This window comes from Streptosporangium sp. NPDC020072, from assembly GCF_040631445.1.
GTDB lineage: Bacteria > Actinomycetota > Actinomycetes > Streptosporangiales > Streptosporangiaceae > Streptosporangium.
Map to the genome: position 1 here is coordinate 543692 of NZ_JBEYAB010000002.1, position 18508 is coordinate 562199.

An 18508-nucleotide genomic window follows, 5' to 3' on the forward strand; every position below is an offset into this window, starting at 1 on the left:
AGTTCGTACCATCACGACTCCCCACGCCGACTTCGTGACCTACTCTTTGGGCGCTATGAGCGAGCCGAGACAGCGGGTGTCGCCGCCGAGCAAGGAGATCGCATGAGCGACCAGCGGCACGTCGCCATGAGCGATCACACCACCCAGCCGGCCCTTGGGCGCAGGGCGTCCAGGCGCGCGGCCGGGAACGGCGTGACGCCTGAGGAGATCTCCCCTCTTTACCAGGAACCTCCCAGGAGGAACGGCGGCGGCCGGTCGAGAGGGTCGGGCGGCAAGGCCGCCAAGCTCGGCGTCGGTGCCTGGGTCAGCGTCGCGCTGACCGGCGTCATGGTGGTCGGCACCCTCACCGGATACAAGTTCTACCGGGACATCGAGGGCAACATCACCCGTGAGGACGTCGAGGGCAAGCTGGGCGCCGACCGCCCGCCGGAGACGGGCGCGCTCAACGTCCTCGTCGTCGGCTCCGACAGCCGCGACGGCGCGGGCAACAAGAAGTACGGCCAGCACCTGCAGGGAACGGGTGAGCGGACCGACACGATCATCCTCCTGCACATCTCCCCGAACCGCGACAAGGCGACGCTGATCAGCTTCCCCCGCGACTCGATGGTCCAGGCGCCCGAGTGCCAGAACCCCAAGACCAAGGCGATCATCCCCGCCGGTCTCCGGCAGATCAACGCGACCTTCAACGACGGCGGCATCACCTGCACGTGGAAGACGATCGAGACGCTGACCGACATCCACATCAACCACTTCGTCAAGGTCGACTTCTCCGGGTTCAAGGGCATCATCGACGCCCTCGGCGGCATCGAGATCTGCCTGCCCAAGGACGTCACGGACAAGAAGGCCAAGCTCGAACTGAAGAAGGGCAAGCACATCGTCAAGGGCGAGACCGCCCTGGCCTACGTCCGTGCCCGCTACACGCTCGGCGACGGCAGCGACATCAGCCGCATCAAGCGCCAGCAGGTCTTCCTCACCCAGGTGATGAAGAAGGCGACCAGCTCCGACCTGCTCACCGACCTCGGCAAGCTGACCAGTTTCCTTGAGGCCGCGACCTCCTCGGTGACGATGGACCGCAACCTCACCACCGGACGGCTCCTGGAGATCGCGCAGAGCGCGGCCTCCCTCAACGCCAAGGGCCTGAAGTCCGTCACCGTCCCCTGGAAGCCGTACGCGCCCGACCCCGGCCGGGTCGAGTGGGCCCAGCCGAAGGCCGACCAGCTCTTCGCCGCGATCCGCAGCGACATCGAGGTGCAGCCGACCGCCACGCCGAAGCCCTCGGCCAGCCCAGGCCAGACCTCGGCCCCCGCCAAACCCGCGATCAAGCCCTCCCAGGTCAGGGTCCAGGTGCTCAACGGCACCAGCGTCGCCGGCAGGGCGCAGGAGGTGGCCGACGCGCTGGCCGCCCAGGGCTTCACGGTGACCGAGGTCGGCAACGCGCGGCTGCCCAGCGGCGCCGACCAGCCGAAGACACGCATCCTGTACGCCAGGAACGCCCAGGACGGCGCCGACTACGCCGCCCCGGTGGCCGCCAAGCTCCTCAACAAGGAGAAGGTCAAGCCGGAGGGCGGCAAGCTCAAGCCGGGCGGCAGCGAGCCGTACGTCCCGTCGGCCACGGGAACGGCCTCGACCGCGCCCACCGCGACGCCGACGGCGAGCGCCCCGGCCACCACGACGGACGGCCAGGGGCCGGTCATCCAGCTGGTCATCGGTGCCGACTGGCAGGGTGTCGCCGCTCCCATCAAGATCCCGGACAGCATCAAGGGCGACGTGGTCGACGCCAACACCAACCCCTGTCTCTGAGCCCTGTCCCCGGTACCGCCGGTGCCGCCCCGTGCCCCGTTCCTCCGGGAACGGGGCTGTTCTCCCAGCTCCGGGCCGCCCCGACGGTCACGAAACCCCGTGAAACGCGGCGAGCTCGTGCGACAGGGCGTCCAAGAGCGTTTATGGTGGTCCGACCGGTGGACGACTCCGTCATCCGTCCGTGTCCCGGGCGATCTCGCCGGTCCGCTTCCCCGTCTCCGACAGATAGCTGAGCGTTTTCCTCGTGAGCGACACCCGACCCTCTTCCCCGGTACCGGCCCCATGGGACGACGGCGCCAGTGGCGCCGGAGGCGGCGGGCAAACCGGCGGACAGGACGGAAGGGCGGCGCCGTGGCCCCAGCCTCCGGCCCCCGACCCCACGGAGGGGGCGGGCGAGGTGACCGCGTGGGGCTACCCCGCCTACCGGGACCCGGAGAACGCGCCCGGCGGGGAGACGGGCACGCCGTACTGGGAGGGTTCCTCCGCGTTCGGGAGTGAGGAGACCTCCGGGGCGGGCGCGGCACCGTCCGCCGCACGGCAGGCGCGCAGCCCCTACCCCAGCCCTCACGACCCCCCGCACACCACCGCGTCCCAGGAACCCGCCTCTCAGAGGCCGGAGGCCCGGGAGCGGGACGCGCGGTGGGCTCAGGAGTTCGGCGCGGCCCAGGCACGGGCGTGGACCTCGGGCACCCCGTCCGAGCCCCCCTCCTCGGAGACCTTCTCCTACTGGGAGAACTCCGCCCGGCAGCAGCCCGAGCCCCAGGAGGCCGACCGTCGGCCCTCCGCGTGGGGAGAGGCGACCGTCTCCCCCTGGGACCGCCCCTCCCCCGTCCCGTCTCAGGAACCCCCCGCGCCCGCCGAGCAGGCCGGGTACACCGCACCGGCTCCCGCCGAGCTCCCCGAGCGGACCACGCCGCGCCGCCGGGGCTCACGGGCGGCCTCGCACCTGAACGCCCGGCCCAGAATCCCTGCCTACCTGGACGAACACCCCCAGGTCACCGAGCAGCAGAGGGCCCCGGTTCCCGTCGGCGCGCACGCCGCGGGACCGGCCGTCGCCCCCTCACCCGTCGGAGGTCCGGCGGCCCTGGAGTGGGAGCAGCGGGCCTACGCCGAGGAGGAGCCCGCCGCTCCCCCGGCGAAGAAGAAGCGCGAGCCGTACCTCGACAACGTCAAGTTCGTCCTGATCGTCATGGTGGTCATCGGGCACTCGCTGGTGCCGACCCTGGCCGCGCACTCCTCCAGGGCCGCCTACCTGTTCATCTACACGTTCCACATGCCGGCGTTCGTGCTGATCAGCGGCTATCTGGGACGCAACTTCTGGAACTCGAACGCGAAGATCAACAAGCTGGTCGACACCATGCTGGTGCCGTACGCGTTCATCGAGATCGGTTACGCCCTGCTGCGTTACGCGCTCGGCCAGAAGTGGACCCTGACGATCATCGACCCGGCCTGGCTGAACTGGTATCTCGTCGCGCTGGTGCTCTGGCGGATCTCCACCCCCATCTGGACGCGGATGCGCCAGCCGTTGCTGGTCGCGGTGACCATATACATGGTGGCCGGTTTCTCCGAGATATCCGGCGACTTCAGCCTCGACCGGTTCTTCGGCCTGCTGCCGTTCTACGTGCTCGGCCTGCTGCTCAAGCCCGAGCACTTCGACCTGCTCAAGCCGTTCTGGGTGCGGATCGCCGCCGGGTTCGTCGTCGCCGGAGGCGTCGCGGTGGCCGTCTACCTCGCCCCCAGGGTCGGCCTCGACCCGGTCTACTACCGCTACAGCTTCAAGTACATGCACCTCAGCTGGTGGATGGGCCTGAGCGTGCGCGCGGCCATGCTGCTGGCGGGCCTGGCGCTCTCGGTCGCGCTGCTGGCGCTCGTGCCGAGGCGCGAGACCTGGTTCTCCGACCTGGGCACCCGCACGCTCTACACCTACCTGCTGCACGGTGTCGTCGTGCTCATCGCCAAGGACCAGAAGTGGCTGAGCTTCCCCTGGCTGTACGGCCCGCTCGGCGTGCTGGCGATCGCGTCGAGCTCGCTCGTACTGGCGATCATCCTGAGCCTGCCGCAGACCCGCACGCTCTTCAAATGGCTGCTCGAACCCCGCCTGGTCTGGCTGTACCGCAGGCCCTCCTCGAAGGAGAGTTCAGCCGCCGTTCCCCGGTAGTTCACTCAACGCATCCGGTGAGGACGGAACGGGCACTCAGCATCGGCATATGCGGGTATGTGTCGGGACGATCGTCCATCACCCCGAAGACGCCCGGATCATGCATCGGCAGATCCGGGCGCTCCTCGACGCCGGGCATGACATCACCTATGTCGCGCCCTTCACCGACTGCAACGTCACGCCCGATCCCGGGATCAGGGCGATCGACGTTCCCCGCGCGACCGGGCGGCGCCGCAGGCGCGCGCTCAAGGCGGCCAGGAAGGCACTCAAACGCGGGATCGAGGGCGCCGACCTGCTGATCGTCCACGACATCGAGTTGCTGTTCCGGCTGCCCAGGCGCAGGCCCGCGACCGTGTGGGACGTGCACGAGGACACGGCCGCCGCCCTTGAGGCCAAGCCGTACCTGCCCGAGGTGCTGCGCCGTACGCTGCCGTCGCTGGTGCGCGGGGTCGAGGCCAGGGCCGAGCGGCGCATGCACCTGATCCTGGCCGAGGAGGCCTACCAGGAGCGCTTCTCCAGGCCCCATCCCGTGGTGCTCAACACCACCTACGTGCCCCGGCGCCCGCCCGCCCCGCCCGGGGGGAACCGGGTGATCTACGTCGGCCAGCTGTCGGCGGCCAGGGGGGCCGTCGAGCTGGTCGAGCTGGCCAGGCGGCTGCTGCCGCACGGGATCAGGACCGATCTGGTCGGGGCGGCCGACCAGGAGATCAGGCCGCTGCTGCGGGACGCGCAGCGGGAGGGCGTGCTCGACTGGTACGGCTACGTGCCCAACCAGCACGCGCTGCGGATGGCCGAGGGGGCGATCGCCGGGCTCTCCCTGCTGCACGACGTGCCCAACTACCGGCAGTCGATGCCGACCAAGGTCGTGGAGTACATGGCCAGGGGTGTCCCGGTGGTGACGACGCCGTTGCCCGCCGCCGCCTCGATGGTCGAGCGGGTCGGTTGCGGCGTCGTCGTGCCGTTCGGGGACGTGGACGCGGCGCTGCACGCCGTGCTCGGGCTGCGGGACGACCCCGGCGGGGCCACGGCGATGGGCAAGCGCGGGTACGAGCAGGCGCTGAACGAGCACCACTGGCCCGACCACGCGGGTGAGTTCGTCGGCCGCCTTGAGGAATGGGCCGGCAAACCGGTGACGTCCGCCGTGGAGATTGGTGTACTGGAGGCATGGCACGCCATCTGATCCAGGGACGTGAGATATCCACCCCCGTCCGCGTCCGCGACGCGGTGGCGTGCGCGGCCTCCTATCTCGTCAGAGCGGACGCCGCCCGGGCCGTGATCGCCTACTCGGGGTTCGACGTCGCCGAGGTGCTGCCGGGCAGGGCCCTGTGCACACTGGCGTTCGCCGAACACGCCGACGGTGACCTGGAGGCCTGCCGGGAGTTCGCCGTCTCCTTCCTGACCAGGCCGCCCGACGCCGGGCCGCCGCCCAGGGCTCGTGGCCTGCGGGCCAACCTCGCCGAGCTGCGCCGGGCCGGGGCGGGGTCGTTCGTCCACTGGCTGCCGTCCGACCGGGAATTCGCCGCGGAGGCGGGACGCGCCATCTGGGGCTTCCCCCGGGAGGTCGCCGACATCGACCTGCGGATGGCCTCGCCGTACAAGCGGTGCGTGGTGCGCAGGGACGGCCGCCTGGTGCTCGACCTGCTCGTCAAGCCGGGGGCGGCCGTCCCCTTCGTGGGCAGGGTCACGCCGCCGAGGGCCTACGGCCAGCTCGACGGTGTCACCCGCCGTGTCCCCTGGTCGGCCACCCTGCGCGGGGTCCGGGCCCGCCTCGGCGGGGCGCTGATCCGCCTGGGCAACCACCCGATCGCCAAGGAGCTGAGCGAGCTCGGCCTGCCCAGGCGCGCTGTGCTGACCGGTACGGTCTCCCACCTGGCCATGACGCTCGGCGAGGCCAAGCAGTTGTAGGTCAGCCCTCCAGTTCGAGGAGCGGCAGTTCGGCGCGGGTCGGCAGGCCCTGCCAGTCGCTGGGGCTCGACGCGGCGAAGGCCGCGAGCTGGGCGCCCCTGCGCAGCCTGTCCGTCGGGTGCAGCCGGTCGAGCAGGGCGCTGAGATAGCCCGCGACGAAGGCGTTCTCGCACCCTCCGGGGTCGACCACGGGCGCCACGATGCCCGGGGCGTCGTGGCGGACGCCGTCCACCCGCACGCTCGCCCCCCTGGTCCCCCTGAGCACCACGACCTGCCTGCCGCCGCCGAGGGCGGGTTTGACCAGGTCGAGTTCGCTCTGCCGTACGAACAGCAGGTCGGCCGAGCCTGCCAGGGCGCCGAGGACCTCCTCCGCCTCCCGCAGGTCGGGCCAGAGCCGGTCGTGGTAGTCCACGGCCACCGAGACGACGACCCCCGCCGCCTGCGCCGCCCGTACCGCGGCCTGCATGGCGTCGCGCGCGCTCAGCGCGGCGGTGACCCCGCTGACGTGCAGGATGCGCACGGCCGCGATGCGGTCTATGGGAACGTTCCCCTGGGCGAGCCGGGTGCCTGCCCGATAGTGGGTGACCTTGGCCGCCTGCCCCGGTCTGGTCTCCCGCAGGATCATCCCGGTCGCCGAGCCGTCCTCGGTCCTGGCGTCGGAGACGTCCACTCCCTCGCCGCGCAGCGCGGTGAGCACCCGCTGGCCCAGCTCGTCCGCTCCCACCTTGCCCAGCCACGCGACCTTGTGGCCGAGTCTGGCCAGGCCGACCGCGACGGTGAACTCCGATCCCGTGACGTCCAGCCTGACCTCGTTCTCGTGACGGATCCGGCTGCTGCTGACGATGGCGAAGGCCTCGCCGAGGGTGTAGACGTCCACGCCGGAACCTTTCGCGGCGCCGTAGGACGCCGATGGAGCCATGTTCGGATTTTCGAACTCTAGCGATTCTCCCCGTCCCGCTCTTCCCAGGGAGCACAACAGCAACCGGCCGGTGATCTCCGCGTGCTCTGACCTCCAGGGGTGCTGGGAGCCTTATGGTCCTGGGAGCCTTCACGGGCTCCCGGAGGACCTTCGTCGGTCTTCAGAGGTCTGAGGACCTGTTAGGGTTCTCGCATCGAGGAGAGCCCATGGGAGGTGGGAGATGGCCGAGTCACCCGGCCTGCGGCACGGCCCCGTCGTGCCGCAACTGGAGAGCCTGCTGCGCGAGCTGCTCAGGGAGCAGCGCTGGAAGGCCGGTGAACGGCTGCCCAGCGAGGTGCGGCTCGCCGAGGAGCTCGGCGTCGGCCGTTCCTCGGTGCGCGAGGCCATCCGCCTGCTGGCCCGTGACGGTCTGGTCGACGTACGGCACGGCTCGGGCACGTTCGTCACCGACCTGTCCGCGGTCCCCCACGAGGGGCCGGACGTGCGCCAGCTCCTGCGCCGGGCCCGGCTGCTTGAGGCCTACGAGGTGCGCAGGGCCCTTGAGGTCGAGGCCGCCAGGCTCACCGCGCGGCGCATCCGCCCCGAGGACGTCGAGCGGCTGAGGGCGAGGCTGCGCGAGCGCCAGGAGCGGGTCGGCGGTGACCCTGCCGCCTTCGTCGACGCCGACCTCGACTTCCACCACGCGATCGTGGAGCTGTCCGGCAACGCCGTGCTCGTCGGCCTGTTCGACGTGGTGCGCCCCGTGCTGCGCGCGGCGCTGATCGAGATGGTCACCCACGAGGCCGCCCTGCCCGACGTCTCGTGCGCCCACGCCGACGTGCTTGAGGCGCTGGCGCGCGGCGACGCCGAGGCCGCGGTGGCCGCCACGGCCGACAACCTGGAGGGCACCATGGCGTTCATCAGGGCGGAGATGGCCGACCGATGATCGTCTCCCAGCCCTCGGAAACCGGGCCCGTCCTGCACGCGCAGGAGGTCGACGTCGTGCGCGACGGCAACCACCTGCTGCGGCAGATCTCCCTGACCGTGCACCGGGGTGAGCACTGGGCCCTGCTCGGCGCCAACGGCGCGGGCAAGAGCACACTGCTCAACCTGCTGGGCGCGGTCACCCACCCCACCCGCGGCGTCGTCGAGGTGCTCGGGCGCAGGCTGGGCCGGGTCGACATGCGGGAGCTGCGCTCCTACCTGGGTCACGTCGACCCGCGTCACGCCCCCGACTCCCCGCTGCGGGTCAGGGAGGTCGTCCTGACCGGCCTGACGAACACCATCGCGCTCGTGCCCCGCTGGGCGCCCACCGCCGAGGAGACCCAGCGCGCCGATCACCTGATCGAGCTGCTGGGCATGGGCGCCAGGGGTGAGGCGCGCTGGCCCACGCTGTCGCAGGGCGAGCGTGGCCGGGCCCTGATCGCCAGGGCGCTGATGCCCCGGCCACGGCTGTTGCTGTTCGACGAGCCGGCGACGGGCCTTGACCTGGCCGCCCGCGAGCAGCTCCTCGGCAGCATCGACCTGCTCAGGCACGAGCATCCCTCGCTGGCCACGGTCCTGGTCACCCACCACCTGGAGGAGCTTCCCGCGAGCACCACTCACGCGATGCTGCTCAGGAAGGGCCGCTGCCTGGCCTCCGGCCCGGTTGACGACGTCCTGACCACCGACCTGATCAGTGCGTGCTTCGACCACCCGGTGCGGATCACCCGCAGCGAGGGCCGCTGGAGCGCCAAGGCCGCCACCCTGCTGGCGACCCCCTGACCTCTTCCCTGGAGTTCCGGAACTCCAGGGAAGATCGACACCTTATGTTGTCTGAGGTCTGAGGACAGTCCTCGGACTTTCACGAGAAGGACGCACGAGAGAGTGAAGAACCGCAGGGCCCTGGGGCTGCTCACGGTCACCCACGGGGTCAACGACATGTACCAGGGCGCCGTCCCCGCCCTGCTCCCCTTCCTGGTGGCCGAGCGCGGCTACAGCTACGCGCTGGCCACGGGGATCGTCGTGGCCGCCACGGGGCTGTCCAGCGTCGTGCAGCCGCTGTTCGGCGTGGCCGTGGACCGCCGCCGGATGAGCTGGCTGATCGCCGTGGGCATGATCGCGGCCGGCGTCGGGGTCGGCCTGTCCGGCCTGGTCGACGACTACGCGTGGACATGGCTCGCCATCGCGGTCTCCGGCCTGGGCGTCGCCGCCTACCATCCCGCGGCGGCCAAGGCCGCACGGATCGCCGGCGGCGGCTCCGCGCGTTCGATGGGCGTCTTCTCCGTCGGCGGCAACGTGGGAGGCGCGCTCGCCCCGCTGTTCGTCGCCCTCGTCCTCAACGCCGCCGGAACCCGGGGCACCTGGCTGCTTGCCGTGCCCGCCGTGGTGGCCGGAGTCGGCTACCTCCTGGCCCGGCGCGCCTCCGGCTCCGGCCCGGCAACCGCGACCACCCCGGCGGGCGCGGAGGGGGCCACGGGGCGCGACGACTGGCGGGCGTTCGCCCGGCTGTCGGCCCTGGCGGTCTTCTGGTCGATCCCCTATGTCGTCATGGGCTCCTTCGCCGCCCTGAACGTCATCGGCCGCTTCCACGTCTCGACCGCCACCGGGACGGCCACGCTCACCGTCTTCACCGCGGGCGGCGTGGTCGGCACCCTCGCGGGCGGATGGCTCGCCGAACGACGGGGACGGCTGAGCACGATCCGCCTCGGTTATCTGACGGCCGCGCTCGCGGTGGCGGGCGTCGTGTTCTCACCCGGCCTGGCGGGGGTGCTGTGCTGTACGGCGCTGTTCGGCACCGCCCTGTTCGTGCCCTTCGCCGCCCAGGTCACCCTGGCTCAGGACTACCTTCCCAACCGGGTGGGAACGGCCAGCGGGCTCACCCTGGGGCTGACCCTGTCGGTCGGCGGCCTGCTCTCCCCCGCCTTCGGCGCCCTGGCCGACGCCTGGGGGGTGCGCACCGTGCTGGTCTGCCTCGTCGCGGTCCTGGCCGTGGCCGTCCTGATCGCACTGAGGCTTCCCGAGCCCTCCGCCCCCCTCCCGTCTCCCCGTTCCGACCCGGAGCCCGCGGACGCCGCCGCGTGAACCCCGGAGAGGCCGCGAGGCGCGCGGAACCCCCGGGCCGGACGACCACCGGCGCCGCCCTCGTACGGCTTCGGCGGACCTTGCGGCCCGGGGGCTCTTCCCCGCCCTTGGGTGCCGCACCCCTTCCCGCTTCTCACCACTTATCACCCCATAAGGGAAATTTGTCCCTTCTCTCCAGGTCAGCGGGGTCACGATGTCGGCCGGCGATGTCGAGGGGCACCTGTTAAACGGCACAAAGCCGGGTACCGGCATGCTTGGGGCTCAACACACAGACATCAAGGGGAAATCGGATGACTTCGGTACCCATCATCAGGTTGAACAACGGCGTCGAGATCCCGCAGCTGGGGTTCGGGACCTACCAGGTCAAACCTGGCGAGACGAAGGCGGCGGTGCTGTCCGCGCTCGAAGTCGGCTTCCGGCACATCGACACCGCCGAGATGTACGGCAACGAGGCACAGGTCGGCGAGGCGGTCAGGGCGTCCGGTCTCGACCGGGGCGAGGTGTTCGTCACGAGCAAGCTGAACAACGGCTTCCACGCCCACGACGACGCCCTGAAGGCGTTCGACCGGACGCTGGAGGAGCTGGGGTTCGACTACCTGGACCTGTTCCTCATCCACTGGCCGCTGCCCGCCGTCGGTGACTTCGTGGAGACCTGGAGGGCCCTGGAGGAGATCTACCGTTCGGAGCGTGTCAGGGCCATCGGCGTCTCCAACTTCCACGTGAGCCACCTGCGCAGGGTCCTGGAGGAGACCGAGACCGTGCCCGCGGTCAACCAGATCGAGGCGCATCCGTACCTCACCCAGGACGACATCAGGGCGTTCGACGCCGAGCACGACATCGCCACCGAGGCGTGGTCGCCGATCGCACAGGGCAAGGTGCTCACCGACCCGACGATCGTACGGATCGCCGAACGACACGGCAGGACACCCGCCCAGGTGACGCTGCGCTGGCACATCCAGCGGGGCGACATCGTCTTCCCCAAGTCGCTCAGGCGCGAGCGCATGCAGGAGAACTTCGACATCTTCGACTTCGAGCTCTCCGAGGAGGAGATGAACACGATCTCCGCCCTCAACCGCGGCGAGCGGGTCGGCCCCGACCCGGACACCTTCAACTGGATTCCCTAGTCCCTCTCACGAACTGGTCCACGGACCACAGCGATGGCGGCCGCCCGACCCGGACGGCCGTCATCGGCGTCTCGCCCACCTCGACCGGCAGCGGCACCCGGAACAGCGGCTGGTCGAGGTGAGCGAGTACACCCTCCGCCCGGCGCGCCCAGGCCGACGGCTCCCTCCGTCCGCCCCACCGCGACCCCCTCCGGTCGCCCCGGGCCCCGTCCATGGCACAAGGTGCCCCCACCCGGCCTCCTCAGGACAAGGCCCCGGCAACCCGCCCTCGGGAGAGGCCGGGCAACCCGGCCGCTTGGAACAGGGCTTCCCTCTCTTCACGACACAGCAGCCACCTGTGACAGGCCGCTCGACGACGTGCGTCGATTGCCAAGCGGAGGCAACCTCCGTATTGTGGTGCACACAAAACGGAGGGCCTCTCCGAATAATGGGGAGTCCTCCCATACCCCGGAGGCAGGCGATCGTGACCGTGGAAGAGACACGTCTGAGGCTGGGCCGGTTCGGTGTCTGGCTGGCCCCGCCCACTCTGCTGAGGACCCCCGTCAGCGTGCAACGTGAGCAGTTCTCCCGCGTCGAACGGCTCGGCTACGGCTCACTGTGGAGCGGCGAACCCCCGGCGACCTCCCTCGGCGCCGGACGTGAGGTGTTCACCCAGCACGCCGTGATGCTGGCCGCGACCGACCGGATCGTCGTCGGAACGGGGGTGGCGAACATCCGGATGCGCGAGCCCCTCGCCGCGCACGGCGGCGCCGCCACCCTCGCCGAGGCCTACCCCGGGCGGTTCGTCCTCGGTCTCGGCGGGCACGGCGGTGACCGCCCGCTGGGAGAGCTACAGGCCTATCTAGAGGCGATGGCGACCGCGGCGACGACGCTGCTCCCGGAGATCGGCTACCCCCTCGTCCTGGCCGCCCTGGGGCCCCGGGCGCACCGGCTCGCCGCCGACCACGCCGACGGAGCACACCCGTTCATGCAGCCGGTCGAGCACACCGCGATCGCGCGCGAGCGGCTGGGGCCCGGCAAACTGCTGATCCCTCACCAGGCGGTCGTCCTCGACACCGACCCGGTCTCCGCCAGGGCGCGGATGCGCGCCCTGACCCCCGCCCGGTTCCGTGACGTCGAGACCCCCTACACCGTCAACTTCAGGCGCCTGGGCTACGGGGACGACGACCTCGCGGGTGAACGCAGTGACCGGCTCATCGACGCCATCCTGGGCTGGGGGGACGAGAAGACCGTCGCCGGCAGGCTCGGCGCCCACCTGGAGGCGGGCGCCGACCACGTCCTCGTGCATCCCCTGGCGGACGACCTGGTCTCCGCCGTCGACCAGCTCGAACGCCTCGCCCCTTTCCTGACAGCCCCCCAGGATCCGCACGCCCGAGGCATGTGACCGACCGGTCGCGCCCGTGCGGCCACCGGTTCGAAACCGGTGGAACCGCTCCTCGGCAAGGAGAGGACGATCTCGGTCAGCCGCACGCCGCCGCGCCCGGCTGACGGCTCAGACGATCGGGGGACGGCCCAGGCGGAGCATGCGCCAGGCGGTCTTCCAGCCCATCGGACGGCGCTCGCCCGCGGGCTCGCGCATCCCCTCGGTGAAGCCGGTGAACCAGGCGCGCAACGCCGGACGGGAACGTTCTCTGAGCAGGGTGAGAACGATCCAGTTGAGGAGGTAGAAAGCCGCCAGCGGCCAGGGGAGGTTGCGCCGGGCCAGCCAGACGCGGTTCCTGGCGTTGAGGCGGTAGAAGTCCGCATGGCGGGTCGGCGGGACCTGCGGGTGGTACATGACCGTCTGGGCGTCGTACTCGATCCGGTAGCCCTCGCCGAGCAGCCGCCAGGCCAGGTCGGTCTCCTCGTGGGCGTAGAAGAAACGCTCGGGGAGGCCGCCGACCTGGAGGAAGGCCGACCGGCGGATGGCGCAGGCGCCACCGAGGAAGGTGGTGACCGGTGAGGACCGCTCGGGGTCGCCCGCGCGCAGGCGCGGGACGTGACGGCGCTGACCGACACCGCCCTCGGGGTCCATCACGCGGAAGGAGACGACCGCCAGGTCGGGCTCGGTCGAGAAGCGCTCACGAAGGTGGGAGATGACGTTGCTCTCGCCGTACCAGCCGTCGTCGTCCAGGAAGAGGACGACGTCGCCGGAGCACTCCTCGACGCCGCGGTTGCGACCGGCCGGGATGCCGGTGTTGTGACTGAGCCGGACGGTCCTGATCGAGGCCGCCGATCCCGCGGGCACGGTGACCGGCAGCTCGGGCACGTCCGCGCCGTTGCCGACGATGACGATCTCGACATCGCCGTCGACCTGGTTGACGGCCGACTCGACGGCCCGGGCCAGCTCAGGGACCCGGTTGCCCATGGTGAGGATGACGCACGAGATCTTCAACGCGTCATCGCCTTGACGCGTCGAGAGCACGTGCGGGGCATACTTTCATGATCACCGAGTCTGCTGGGTGGGGCGATTCTGGCTTCAGTACAACTTCCTGATTTACCGGGAAATAAGCGTATCGGAACCTCCGGCGAACACCCACCAAACAGTGGGACGTCCGCACCTACGACGCACCGAAACGCCATCCGGTTCCTCACGAAAGCCGCCTGGAGGCCAGAATGCTCACCAGGTGCAGAGCGGTCTGCAGCACGGCGACCACCACGCAGGCGACCATGAGCACCCGCGTCGCGGCCAGACCGCCGCTGAGGGCGTCCCACAGGGCCACGAGCACCACGATGAGGGACAGCTCGACCGCCTGGACGAGCCGGTGGAACTTCAGCGCCGCCGCGGCCCTGCGGGCCATGCCCAGGCCCCGCGATCGGAACTGCTCCGCCGAGCTCTCCGTCGCCGCGATCAGCCCGGAGCGGGCACGCGCCACGTCGACCAGGTCGGTCTCGGCCTTGATCAGGATGGCGCCGAGCGCGGCGGCGAAGCCCAGCACGGTGTACCAGTCGGGCAGAACCTCCGAGGCCCTGAAGCCAAGACCGATGAGCAGGGCGGCCTCGGCGAAGTAGTGCCCGACCCGGTCCAGGTAGACACCGGTGATCGAGGTACGGCCCGTCCACCGGGCCAGTTCCCCGTCGGAGCAGTCGAGCAGCAGGTAGAGCTGGATGAGCAGGGCCGCGCCCACCGCGGCCCAGAACCCCGGCACCGTGAGCACCACGCCCGCCAGCAGTCCGGAAAGGATCATCAGCCAGGTGGTCTGGTTGGGGGTGATCGGCGTCTTGGCGAGGAACCAGGTGACGTAGATCGACAGCTTGCGCATGTACAGCGAGCCCGCCCAGTGCTCGCCGCTGTTGCGACCCATGGTCGACTGCGGCTGGGCGACCGCGCGGAACTCAGCGACCGACGGCCCGGACATAGTCCCCCACCCGCTCGCGAATCTCCGGCTCGGACAGGCGCAGGTGCTCCAGGATCGTGTAGCGTCCCGGACGCGTCGAGGGCGCCAGCATGACGGCCTCGGTGAACTGCTCCTCGGTCAGTCCGGCGTCGCCGGGGGTGACCGGAAGCTCGTGCCCGCGCAGGCACTCGACGACCTGGGTCAGTCTCCGCGAGTCCTCGCGGAGGAAGAAGCAGAAGGCGGCACCGATTCCGGCGAGTTCGCCGTGGTTCGAGGTGCCGGGGAAAAGCTGATCCACGGCATGCAGGATCTCATGGTCTCCGCCGCTCGAAGGACGGGATGACCCGGCGATGACCATCGCCATCCCCGACATGATGAGCGCCTCGGCCAGCACGGTGAGGAAGGCGTCGGACTCGATGGAGTCGTTCCTGCCGATCACCGCCTCGGCCGCGGTGCGGGCCATCGCGCAGGCCAGACCGTCGATCGGCTCGCCCCGCTCGGTGTTGCCGAGCTGCCAGTCCTCGATCGCCGACAGGTTGCTCACCACGTCGCCGACCCCGGAACGGACCAGGGAGTCGGGCGCGTCGTGCACGAAGTCGAGGTCGACCACGATGGCCAGCGGCATGGGCACGCCGAAGGAGCCCTTGCCGCCGTCGTGGGTCAGCGACGCGACCGGCGAGCAGATGCCGTCGTGCGACAGGTTGGTCGCCACCGCGACCATGGGGATCCCTGCGAGCGACGCGGCGTACTTGGTCGCGTCGATCGTCTTGCCTCCGCCGATGCCGACCACCGCCTCGTAGGCGCCTTTGCGCAGGTCGGCGCCGAGCGAGACCGCGGCGTCGACGGAGCCGTTCGCCACCCGGAAGACCTGGGCCTCACCGAGTGAGGGGGCGATGACCGAGGCGATCCGGTCGCCCTGCCCCACTCCGACGGCCACCGCGACCCGCCCCGAGGTCGCCACCCTGCTGTCGGCCAGCAGCGTGCCGAGCTGGGCGACCGCGCCCCGCCGTACCTCCATGGTCAGCGGGGCGGGCAGCATCCTGGCTAGTATCGGCACGCGATCTCCCGGGCCCTCGCGAGGTCGTCGTGGTTGTCCACCTCGACCCACGGGACGTCCCCGATCGGGGCTACGGCGATCTTCTCGCCGCGGGTGACCATCTCCTGATAGCCGTCCTCGTAGTACAGCTGCGGGTCGCGCTCGAAGGTGGCCCTGAGGGCGTCGGCGAGCCGCTCCGCGGCACCGGGACGGATCAGCGTCGCGCCGATGTACTCACCGGCCGCGGCGGCCGGGTCCATCAGCTTGGTGATCAGCTTGAGGTGACCGTCGTCGTCGAGGGTGACCTTCATCTCCTCGTCGGCGAGCTTCTTGACGTTGTCGACCGCGAGCAGGATGTCGCCGGTCACCGGCGCGGAAAGCAGCGTCTCCTCGACGGAGGCCGGGTGCACGGTGTCGCCGTTGACCAGGAGCACACCCTGGTCGAAGTGGTCACGGGCGCACCACAGGGAGTAGGCGTTGTTCCACTCCTCGGCCTTGTCGTTGTGCACGAGGGTGAGCTTCACGCCGTGCCGCCGCTCCAGCTCGGCCTTGCGCTCGTGTACGGCCTGCGCCTGGTATCCGACGACGACCACGACGTCACGGAGGTCGGCCGCGGCGAGGTTCCGCAGCGAGATGTCCATGATCGTGGTATCACCGTCGACCGGCACGAGCGCCTTGGGCAGCGTGTCGGTGTACGGCCGCAGGCGTCGTCCGGCCCCGGCGGCCAGCACCATTCCCAGCAACGTGCACTCCTCATCCAAGTGAGCCCCTCGACGGGCACTCCTGGTCCCAAAGGTTAGTTGCCTTCAGGCCTTGATCGTGTAATCGGAGGTTTGCCGGGTGTTCTCAGTCATGCGTCTCCAGGCCGGCCGAGCCCGCCTTCGAGCGGGGTACGGCCAGCCAGCAGGTAACGCTCTCCCACCCGAACAGACCCCACAGATACAGCGCAAGCAGGGCGAACACCAGCGTGACCTGCCCGGTCAGCCCGCCGAGCGCGACCAGCAGCATCCGGCCGTCCCAGCCGAGCCCGAAGGTCGCCAGCCACTGCGGCGGATAGACGCGTTGCCGCAGACGATAGACAAGATCATAGTGGTGGAAGGCCATCGCGCCGAGCAGGGTGAAGATCAACCAGGGCGGCACGTCGTGGGCGAACCCGACCGAGGCCACGAAGCCGTACTCGGTCAGGCGCAGGATCGGCGGCACCAGCCAGTCGAGACGGCCGTCGTGCGGGTGTGAGCTGCCGGGGCCCGCCAGCAGCAGCGCGACGGCGGGGGCCAGGACGGCCAGCCCGTCGGTGCCCGCGACCCCGACCAGCAGCAGCACCCCGGTCACGAACGTGCCGACCAGCACGGGCGGCAGCGGCGGCAACTGCCCGACGACCAGCGCGCCCATCCCCCGCGACAGCACCCCGTCGTCGCGGTAGGCGACCACGTTGCCGCGCGGCACCGGCGTCATGTGAACGGTGACCATGGCTCCCCTCTCACCTGCTCATCGACCTGGCGACCCGGCCGGAAAGCGTGTAGAGCATGGCGACGCAGCCCCACCCCAGCAGCGCGAGGAACGTCACCCGCGCGTCGAAGAGCGCCGCGGTCACCGCGATCAACGCCATCCGCTCCCCGATCGGCAGCACGATGATCTTCTTCAGCCAGCGGGTGAGGGAGTCCTGCTCCAGGCGGTGCGAGAGCCGTACGACCGCGTTGCCCCGCCGTGCGGGCGGCTCCTGAGACGCCGGGGGCGCTGGAGGCACCGGCGGCTCGGCGGGCGCCGCGACCGGTCCGTACGGATCGCGCCCCCGCCGCCGGGGCCCCTCTGCGGCCACGGCCACGTCGCTCCTGGCGGCCGGCGAACCCGCGGCCCCCGCCCAGGCGTGGCCCGCCCGCTCGGCGTCCGCCCTGGCGCCCACGTAGGAGAAGTCGACCGTGTGCCGCAGCGTCTGCAGGATCAGCGCCCCCACGGTCAGCGGCCAGATGCCCTCCCCCTGGTAGCCGAGGGCGAGTCCCAGATAGACGACGTACTCCTTGACCCGGTCGAAGGTGGCGTCGAGCCAGGCGCCGAGCGGGGAGAACAGCCGGGTGTAGCGGGCGAGCTGGCCGTCGACGCAGTCGAGCACGAACGACAGGTAGACCAGCACGGCCCCGGTCACCAGCGCGGGACGGGTGCCCGCGGAGAACCAGACGGCGGCCAGTACGGCCAGGCCGACCGAGACACCGGTGACCGCGTTCGGCCGCAGGCCCAGCAGCGCCGCGACCCTGACCACGTGTCCGGACCACGAGCTGACGAAGAAGGTGGCGAAGAAGCCGTCGTCGCTCTTGATCGCCGCGTCCAGCCGGGCCTCGGACTCGTCCACCTCGCTCAGCCGCCGCAGGGCCGCGTTCGCCTCCTCCTGCGTCGTCACCCGGTCGCAGCGCAGCCGTCCGAGCCCGACGGCCCGCACCGCGACACCGGAGCGCAGCAGGCCGGACAGCAGCAGCTCGCCCGCCTCCGCCTCGTCCGTCGTGCCGAGGCCACCGGCCTCCGCCAGGTCGGCCAGCGTCTCCGCGGTCGCCGCCAGGGTCCGCACGTCGTCGGCGCCCACCTGGAAGGCACCGTGGAAAGCGCCGTTCGGGCCCTCCACGTCGTGAAGGGAGGTCCCCGCCGCGGAGACCAGCCCCCTGTCGATCCTGACCGGCGGGGTTCCGTCCCCCCTGGTGACCAGGGCGCCGGTGTCGCGTCCCGGGCGTTCGAGCAGCAGCGCCAGCGCCTCGGTGTGGGCCACCAGGTTCCCGGCGAGCACCGCGACCGGTCCCGTGGCCGTACGGGCGACGCCCGCGACCCTGCGCAGGTCGTCCGCCAGGCCGCCGGACCCCTCCGAGCCGATCAGGTAGGCGCCGCCGGGCGCGCGGATGACGTCGCCTGAGCGGGTGACCACGTGCACGTCCCCGGTGGGCAGCCCGGAGAGCTGGGCGGTCAGCCGGTCGAGCAGAGTGCCGCCCTGCCCGCGCAGTCCCGCGGCGTCCGTCGTGGCGAGCACGACGGTGGCCGTCCGGGCGGCGGGAGCAGGTGTGGAGCCGTCGGATGGAATGTCTGGGGGGAGGCCCTCCGCGGGGAGGGAGGCATCGGGATCGGGCAAGAAGAGCTCCTTCGTATCCGACGGCTTCGCCGTACGAATCGGGGAGTGCGCACTCAGGGTAGCGAGATCTTGACCGCATAGCACGGGACCGCGGGCCG

Annotated in this window: 16 protein-coding genes; 9 read left to right on the plus strand and 7 right to left on the minus strand. The window is 71.0% G+C overall.

Translation table 11 applies throughout. From position 1 onward, the window contains the following. Positions 1–102 precede the first annotated feature (102 nt). The 4 genes from ABZ470_RS05720 to ABZ470_RS05735 all read left to right on the plus strand — a co-directional run bounded on the left by ABZ470_RS05720 (position 103) and on the right by ABZ470_RS05735 (position 5863). Positions 103–1800, plus strand: coding sequence for an LCP family protein (locus tag ABZ470_RS05720; protein WP_352009934.1), 1698 nt, complete (start codon positions 103–105; stop codon positions 1798–1800). A 244-nt stretch (positions 1801–2044) separates the two neighbouring features. Continuing rightward, positions 2045–3958 (plus strand): acyltransferase family protein, encoded by a 1914-nt coding sequence (locus tag ABZ470_RS05725; RefSeq protein ID WP_362910214.1) that lies wholly within the window; start codon positions 2045–2047, stop codon positions 3956–3958. A gap of 49 nt (positions 3959–4007) precedes the next feature. Beyond that, positions 4008–5138: a glycosyltransferase family 4 protein gene (locus tag ABZ470_RS05730; protein ID WP_352009936.1), complete on the plus strand. Its 1131-nt coding sequence runs from the start codon at positions 4008–4010 to the stop codon at positions 5136–5138. Next, a complete protein-coding gene (locus tag ABZ470_RS05735) occupies positions 5123–5863 on the plus strand; it encodes an acetoacetate decarboxylase family protein (protein ID WP_362772587.1) in 741 nt (246 codons plus the stop codon). Before ABZ470_RS05730 ends, ABZ470_RS05735 begins: the two co-directional genes overlap by 16 nt. Before the next feature lies 1 nt (position 5864). Here the strand turns inward: ABZ470_RS05735 and ABZ470_RS05740 are convergent, their stop codons facing one another. Further along, positions 5865–6782, minus strand: a complete 918-nt coding sequence (locus ABZ470_RS05740) for a PfkB family carbohydrate kinase (RefSeq protein WP_362910216.1) — start codon at positions 6780–6782, stop codon at positions 5865–5867. A gap of 220 nt (positions 6783–7002) precedes the next feature. Here ABZ470_RS05740 and ABZ470_RS05745 point away from each other — a divergent pair, with 220 nt between their 5' ends. From ABZ470_RS05745 to ABZ470_RS05765, 5 genes are all read left to right on the plus strand, one after another. Further along, complete coding sequence (locus tag ABZ470_RS05745; protein ID WP_362910218.1) at positions 7003–7707, plus strand: FCD domain-containing protein; 705 nt, start codon at positions 7003–7005, stop codon at positions 7705–7707. Next, positions 7704–8525 carry an ATP-binding cassette domain-containing protein gene (locus ABZ470_RS05750; protein WP_362910220.1) on the plus strand — a complete coding sequence of 274 codons (822 nt, stop codon included), beginning with the start codon at positions 7704–7706 and terminating at the stop codon, positions 8523–8525. The genes ABZ470_RS05745 and ABZ470_RS05750 overlap by 4 nt, the downstream gene beginning before the upstream one ends. A 102-nt stretch (positions 8526–8627) precedes the next feature. After that, complete coding sequence (locus ABZ470_RS05755; RefSeq protein ID WP_362910222.1) at positions 8628–9824, plus strand: MFS transporter; 1197 nt, start codon at positions 8628–8630, stop codon at positions 9822–9824. Between the two features lie 290 nt (positions 9825–10114). Then, a complete protein-coding gene (locus ABZ470_RS05760) occupies positions 10115–10948 on the plus strand; it encodes an aldo/keto reductase (RefSeq protein WP_362910224.1) in 834 nt (277 codons plus the stop codon). 469 nt (positions 10949–11417) lie between these two features. After that, positions 11418–12332: a TIGR03620 family F420-dependent LLM class oxidoreductase gene (locus ABZ470_RS05765; RefSeq protein WP_362910226.1), complete on the plus strand. Its 915-nt coding sequence runs from the start codon at positions 11418–11420 to the stop codon at positions 12330–12332. 108 nt (positions 12333–12440) lie between these two features. Here the strand turns inward: ABZ470_RS05765 and ABZ470_RS05770 are convergent, their stop codons facing one another. The 6 genes from ABZ470_RS05770 to ABZ470_RS05795 all read right to left on the minus strand — a co-directional run bounded on the left by ABZ470_RS05770 (position 12441) and on the right by ABZ470_RS05795 (position 18410). Further along, positions 12441–13322 carry a glycosyltransferase family 2 protein gene (locus tag ABZ470_RS05770; RefSeq protein WP_352009944.1) on the minus strand — a complete coding sequence of 294 codons (882 nt, stop codon included), beginning with the start codon at positions 13320–13322 and terminating at the stop codon, positions 12441–12443. A gap of 196 nt (positions 13323–13518) precedes the next feature. After that, complete coding sequence (locus ABZ470_RS05775; protein ID WP_352009945.1) at positions 13519–14286, minus strand: CDP-alcohol phosphatidyltransferase family protein; 768 nt, start codon at positions 14284–14286, stop codon at positions 13519–13521. Continuing rightward, on the minus strand, positions 14264–15304 hold the full coding sequence (locus ABZ470_RS05780) for an iron-containing alcohol dehydrogenase family protein (protein ID WP_362910358.1): 1041 nt from the start codon (positions 15302–15304) through the stop codon (positions 14264–14266). The genes ABZ470_RS05775 and ABZ470_RS05780 overlap by 23 nt, the downstream gene beginning before the upstream one ends. A 5-nt stretch (positions 15305–15309) precedes the next feature. Continuing rightward, complete coding sequence (locus ABZ470_RS05785; RefSeq protein WP_352009946.1) at positions 15310–16044, minus strand: phosphocholine cytidylyltransferase family protein; 735 nt, start codon at positions 16042–16044, stop codon at positions 15310–15312. Positions 16045–16147: 103 nt separating this feature from the next. Continuing rightward, a complete protein-coding gene (locus ABZ470_RS05790; protein ID WP_352009947.1) occupies positions 16148–16771 on the minus strand; it encodes a DUF5941 domain-containing protein in 624 nt (207 codons plus the stop codon). A gap of 10 nt (positions 16772–16781) precedes the next feature. Continuing rightward, on the minus strand, positions 16782–18410 hold the full coding sequence (locus ABZ470_RS05795; RefSeq protein ID WP_362910228.1) for a CDP-alcohol phosphatidyltransferase family protein: 1629 nt from the start codon (positions 18408–18410) through the stop codon (positions 16782–16784). Positions 18411–18508: the final 98 nt, after the last annotated feature.